The sequence below is a fragment of the Acinetobacter sp. UBA6720 genome (assembly GCF_002454215.1).
Classification (GTDB): Bacteria; Pseudomonadota; Gammaproteobacteria; order Pseudomonadales; family Moraxellaceae; genus Acinetobacter.
Window position 1 is genome coordinate 1 of record NZ_DKIK01000017.1, and the last position, 6,309, is coordinate 6,309.

5 protein-coding genes and 1 pseudogene are annotated in these 6,309 nt (G+C 43.1%); 2 read left to right on the top strand and 4 right to left on the bottom strand.

The window, feature by feature from the left end; genetic code table 11:
• Nucleotides 1–39: 39 nt before the first annotated feature.
• The 4 genes from B4F08_RS01960 to B4F08_RS01975 form a co-directional block, all read right to left on the bottom strand.
• Nucleotides 40–282, bottom strand: coding sequence for a DUF2789 family protein (locus B4F08_RS01960; protein WP_004916443.1), 243 nt, complete (start codon nt 280–282; stop codon nt 40–42).
• Between the two features lie 159 nt (nt 283–441).
• The gene (locus B4F08_RS01965) at nt 442–1,428 is read right to left on the bottom strand and encodes a malate dehydrogenase (RefSeq protein ID WP_291372797.1); all 987 of its coding nucleotides are present in this window, start codon (nt 1,426–1,428) and stop codon (nt 442–444) included.
• Nucleotides 1,429–1,599: 171 nt separating this feature from the next.
• Nucleotides 1,600–2,214: a ribonuclease T2 family protein gene (locus B4F08_RS01970; protein ID WP_228146990.1), complete on the bottom strand. Its 615-nt coding sequence runs from the start codon at nt 2,212–2,214 to the stop codon at nt 1,600–1,602.
• A gap of 66 nt (nt 2,215–2,280) precedes the next feature.
• On the bottom strand, nt 2,281–4,248 hold the full coding sequence (locus tag B4F08_RS01975) for a lytic transglycosylase domain-containing protein (protein WP_086208919.1): 1,968 nt from the start codon (nt 4,246–4,248) through the stop codon (nt 2,281–2,283).
• A 310-nt stretch (nt 4,249–4,558) separates the two neighbouring features.
• Between B4F08_RS01975 and miaB the strand changes: the two genes are divergently transcribed.
• Complete coding sequence (gene miaB, locus B4F08_RS01980; RefSeq protein WP_086208920.1) at nt 4,559–6,016, top strand: tRNA (N6-isopentenyl adenosine(37)-C2)-methylthiotransferase MiaB; 1,458 nt, start codon at nt 4,559–4,561, stop codon at nt 6,014–6,016.
• A gap of 38 nt (nt 6,017–6,054) precedes the next feature.
• A pseudogene (locus B4F08_RS01985) lies at nt 6,055–6,309 on the top strand (PhoH family protein); the annotation flags it as partial.

The window sequence follows — 6,309 nt, forward strand, 5'->3', positions numbered from 1 at the left end:
TTTAATCCATAAAAAAGCTCACTGATGTGAGCTTTTTTATTAAGTTGTACTATCCACATGTAGTTGCTGATTCAACTCATCTATCACGATAGCCCATTCATCATCTTTATCCCAATGACTCTTAAGAAAGTCTCGTTGCCCAGCACTCCAAAAATCAGCTTCGTGTAATTTCTGGCTAGCACTCAATTGATGAGTTTTAATAAAGTTTTCCATCGAAACTTCATCTGCATCAAGCCCCAATTGTTCAAATAAAAGTTCAAGTGTTGGTTGTTGTTCAAACATTTTTTCTTCTCCTTAGGTAAAACCCATCTAGTAAATAATCTAACAATAAACTGTATTAACTTGCAGGCATATCTCTATATTTTCTTGTTGTATTTTGTTTCTTAAAATAAAAAAGCACTCTACAAGAGAGTGCTTTTCATAATTTATCAAAATGACAAATTATTTAACCATGTCAGCAATCGCTGCACGTTCTTCTTCTAACTCGTTAAGAGTGAAGTTGATACGGTCACGGCTGAATTCATCAATTTCTAAACCTTGAACGATTTTGTATTCACCGTTTTCAGTTGTTACAGGGAAACCAAACATTACACCTTCAGGAATTCCATAAGAACCGTCAGAAGGAATACCCATAGTTACCCATTTGCCATTTGTACCTAACGCCCAATCACGCATATGGTCAATTGCAGCGTTTGCAGCAGAAGCAGCAGAAGACAAACCACGTGCTTCGATGATCGCAGCACCACGTTTACCAACAGTTGGAAGGAACACATCTTTGTTCCAAGCTGCATCGTTGATTTTGTCTTTTAAGCTTTCGCCATTCACAGTTGCAAAACGGTAGTCAGCATACATTGTTGGAGAGTGGTTGCCCCAAACAGTCATGTCTTCGATGTCAGAAACTGCAACACCTGCTTTTTGAGCAAGTTGAGTCAAGGCACGGTTGTGGTCAAGACGTAACATTGCTGTGAAGTTTTTCGCTGGAAGATCTGGAGCAGATTTCATTGCGATGTAAGCATTGGTGTTTGCTGGGTTACCCACAACAAGTACTTTAACGTCACGGCTAGCAACTTCGTTTAGTGCTTGACCTTGACCAATGAAGATTTCACCGTTCACTTTCAATAAGTCAGCACGTTCCATACCTGGACCACGTGGACGTGAACCAACCAATAACGCGTAGTCAGCATCTTTAAATGCAACTTTAGGATCATCAGTACCGATCATGCCAGCCAATAATGGGAAAGCACAGTCGTCTAATTCCATCATTACGCCTTTAAGCGCAGCTTGAGCTTTCTCAAAAGGAACTTCTAACAATTGCAGAATAACTGGTTGGTCTTTACCTAACATTTCGCCACTAGCGATACGGAATAATAGGCTGTAACCAATTTGACCAGCTGCGCCAGTAACGGCAACGCGAACAGGTTGCTTCATGTACTTATCTCCATTTGAGGAACGTTAGATATGATTAAATAGCTGTTCTATCTAATCTTAATAATCATAAACGGCAAAGATTGTACTCCAATACTTTGGCAGATGCATGTAAAAGAGAATGAATTCCAACAAAAGTATGATAGGAAATATAAATTAATTTAGAAAAAGAGATTAGTAAGAACCTTTGATCGCAAAGGAACTTGGGCAGTTTTCTTGAATATTCTCTGCACAAGCTTTGTACTGACCGTTGGGTTTATAACAGACCTTGACTTCGGTCAAAATGTTGGTTTGTCGTTGTGTCCGACAGCTAAAACGTAGCCCACTTGCAGGTAGCCCTGGGTTTAAACGTTGAAATTGCCCTCGCAGTGTATTGAGCTGTGCGGTTTTATTTTCAGAAGAAGTCAAATCTGCAGGAATTTTTAAACGCTCTGCATAATTAATCACATTACGGAAATACTGACTGGCATTCATCGGCACACAACCGCCAATTTCTGCCCATAACTGGCGGCGCGCATGTTCATCAGGCATGACTCTCGCCACGACTTTGGTTTGAAGCGGAGAAAGGACCGCAGAAGAATTGGTCTGACACTCCCGTGTGGTGGTTTCAGGATATAAACCCGTAATATTGAGTGAATAACCCTCTAGACACTTCCGTTTTTTCGAACCTTGGTTATCGAACATACACACGGCGGGTGTCATTTGAATTTCCATCACATAACCAAATACCGTCGGTGCAGCATGAGCAGATGTCGTAAAAAATCCCAAAACAAGACTACTACCAATCATCTGCAGTAGTTTTTGCGTTAAGACTGATGGGAGTGACATCAAAACCATAAAATGTCTAGACCTTTATTATTGACTTTTAAAAGGAATATTTTGCATACGTTGAGTAATGGACTGCGGTCCTTGGCCAAGCAAAACACCATAATGCGTGGCATTACTCATCACATGCTTGACGTAATCTCGGGTTTCAGTCAGTGGAATACTTTCCGTGTATTGATCCGCTGCAATGGCTTGATTTTCAGGCTGCCAACGACGTGCACGGTTCGGACCCGCATTATAACCTGCTGTCGCCAACACTGGATTATTGCTTAACTGACTTTGGATCATGGACAGATAGAAAGTGCCATAACGTACATTGGTATTCATATCACTCAGTGCGGCTGGATTATAGGTTTCACCCATTTGTCTTGCGACCAATTTTGCCGTATCTGGCATGATTTGCATCAAGCCACCTGCCCCGACATGCGAGCGAGCATGGGTGACAAAGCGGCTTTCTTGGCGCATTAGCCCATACGCCCATGCAGGATCTATGCCTGCATTACGACTGTGACTCACCACATAACTTTGGTGTGGCATGGCATAGCGATAGCTATAGTTATGTTGCTTGACTGTTCGATCGGCCGCATAGATCGCTCGGTCATACCACCCCATCTCCGTTGCCCGTTTTGCTGCAGCTAAAATTAAACCATCATCTTGTTTTAAATAAGCTTGTCTGACCGCCCAATTCCACTCACGGTTGACATAATTGTCTGGTGCGTTGACATTGCGCAGTGTAAAAGCACGGCTAAAATGAATATCCTGATTCAAACGTTGTATGTCAGCATTGCTCGGTTGGGTATTCGCAGGAATGGTCTGATAACGTTGTCCAATACGATCTTTTGCCAATAAGTTATGATAATCGTCACCTACTGACAATTTTTTGAAGATCTCACGTGCCAAGGCTTTTGACTTTGCATCACCGCGTTGTTCTGAAGCTCGGGCTAACCAATATTGCCAGCGATCTTCTTGTTTTTGCGTCACACTCATACCATCAACGGCACGAATCACGCTCTCCCATGCACCAAAGCGAATGGCTTGGCGCGCATAAATTTCGGCTTCTTCTTCACTCAATGCTAAACCATAACTCCGATCGAAGGCTTGTAATACCTCCACATTAAAATTATTTTTCATGACAGTTGTGCCACCGATATACCCCACAGCACGGTACAACGCTTTTTGCACCGACTCAGGGGTACCCTCTGCAGCACGCTTTACCGAAGCCAATGCAGTATTTAGATCACTATCGGCTAAGCGCCCAATGGCATAAATTAAATATGCTTGATCTACAGCCGATGCTTTCGGTGCTGACCATAGATAGTTCAGTGGATCAGCTTGAATGCTATTCAGCTGCGCTAAAGACAAATTCATACCGATGGTCTGTGCGGTTGCAATCGCTTGACCTGACTGCCCTGCACGCAGCTGCGCCCATAGACGTTGTTGCTTGTCTTGTTCCGTCATGAGAGGGCTCGACAGCATCATGCGTCCCAGCCCAGTACATGACTCAGGCTGTGAATTGGTCGCGAGCCAAACATCTTTATATTCGGCGAAAACCAAAGGGTCGCCCGACTTGGCGCGGACTTGCGCCATAGCACAGCTTTCTGCTTGGTCTGCATTAGACACATACGCCAATACTGGCTGTGCGGAAGTAAAGTCAGCCATTTTGACTTTTTCTTCAATATAGTCTGCTGCCAATTTTTCAGCCATCGCGGACTGAGGATAGCGCTGTGCAAAGCCCACGATATTGGCCGCTGGTTGCAACGCTAAATTACTGTTTAATAGCCAATATTCAGGGTAATAGCCCAAGACATCACCCTGCATGCTGCTTTGATATTCTTGCAACAAGCTGACATTGCCCGTATTGGCTGCGCGTAAAGCATCATTGAATTGTTCATCTGCGGCATGTGTCGCTGCAGATAAACCCAAGGCAGCTACACCCAACGCAAACACTTGATAATATTTATTCTGTAATCGTTTTAACATGGGTGTGCCTTCTGTCATCTTTGTATAGCCTAGTCTCGTCTCATCATTTTGATTAGTTTAATAACTCATAACAGACTCTATTGTTCTCTTATGTAACCTTATGATTAGACAATATTAATTTTCCTGTATTTTCACTTCACAAATCAATCTTTTTAGCTTCAGATTTAAAGCTATAAGTTTATTCAGATTTCCTGCTAAAATATGCGCCTTTCGTAGATTTCAAATGGTGCTTGATCGAGCATTTTTGTCGCTAGCCAAGCCCTGCTTTCGCCGCCACAGATACCGATCAGACACAAAAAACCTAGATTTATCCCCCTTAGGAGCCTACATGACGGTTCAAACCTTCATTCCAAATGGTGCCCAAGCTGCCTCAGAAAACACTGTCACCCAGCCACAGCACACCCCAGCCACCGATGGATCAGTTAAAAAACTGTATATCGAAACGCAAGGGTGTCAGATGAATGAGTATGACAGTCACCGTATGGCAGACTTACTGGGCGACTCACACGGCTATGTACTGACCCAAGACCCGAAAGAAGCCGATATTCTACTGATGAATACCTGTTCGATTCGCGAAAAAGCCCAAGAAAAAGTGTTCTCTGAGCTGGGTCGTTGGCGCAAGCTGAAAGACAAAAACCCTGACCTGATCATTGGTGTCGGTGGTTGTGTAGCCTCTCAAGAGGGCGACAACATTCAAAAACGTGCCAACTATGTCGACATGATTTTCGGTCCACAAACCTTGCACCGTTTACCACAAATGCTCGATCAGCACTTTGATCAAATCGAAAAACCCAAGAAAGAAAAAATCAAATTGGTAGATATTTCTTTCCCTGACATTGAAAAATTCGACTTTTTACCTGAACCGCGTGTGGAAGGTTACAAGGCTTTTGTTTCAATTATGGAAGGTTGTTCAAAATATTGTTCATTCTGTGTGGTGCCCTACACCCGTGGTGAAGAAGTTTCTCGTCCACTGGATGACGTTTTAGCTGAAATTGCCACCTTAGCCGAAAAAGGCGTCCGTGAGATTTCGCTATTAGGTCAAAACGTGAATGGTTACCGCGGTGAAACATTCGAAGGCAATATCTGTACTTTTGCAGACTTGTTACGTCTTGTTGCAGAAATCCCAGGGATTGGTCGTTTGCGTTATACCACATCACACCCGCTTGAGTTTAATGATGACTTGATTCAGTGCTACCGTGATTTACCACAAATGGTATCGCATCTACATTTGCCTGTACAAAGCGGTTCAAATGATGTGTTGCAAGCCATGAAACGTAACCACACCATTGACGTCTATATCGACAAAATTGCCAAGTTACGCAAAGTTCGCCCAGACATGCATTTATCGAGTGACTTTATCATTGGTTTCCCAGGTGAAACCGATGCACACTTTGAAGAAACCTATCAATTTATCAAAGACATGGACTTCGACCATTCCTATAGTTTTGTTTACTCAAAACGTCCGGGTACACCTGCATCTGAGCTTGAAGACACCACTTCTGAAGACGTGAAAAAAGAACGTTTATCCAAAGTCCAAAAGTGGATTAAACAATCGAGTATTGAAAAGACCGATGCCATGCTCGGCACGATTCAACGCGTTTTGGTCGAGAAAGTTTCGGATAAAGATCCAAACCTACTGATTGGTACGGCGGATAACACTCGTTATGTGAGTTTTATTGGTGATGCAGCATGGGTCGGACGTTTCGCAGAAATCGAAGTGACAGAGATTAAAACTTTGAATTTTGTTTATGGCGAACTCTTGAATCTTGAGCCTGACGTGGCGTAATGTAAGGGAATAGATTCTGACTACTTAAAGGAATTCTCTTGACTGCAGCGATTCGACGTACAGTAACTTTTCCTGGGGTTTCAATAGAACGTTTAAAGAGCATGCTCGGTGCTTATAACGGTCATTTGAAACAAATCGAACAGCGTTTAGATGTCACTATTTCCCATCGAGGTGATGCATTTTATGTCGATGGTGAAATGGATGCAGTTGAGAGAGCCGAAGGTCTGCTCCATCGCCTGCATGAAGAAGCAGAAAATACTGCACAAATCAGTGCCGATACCTTACACCTCATG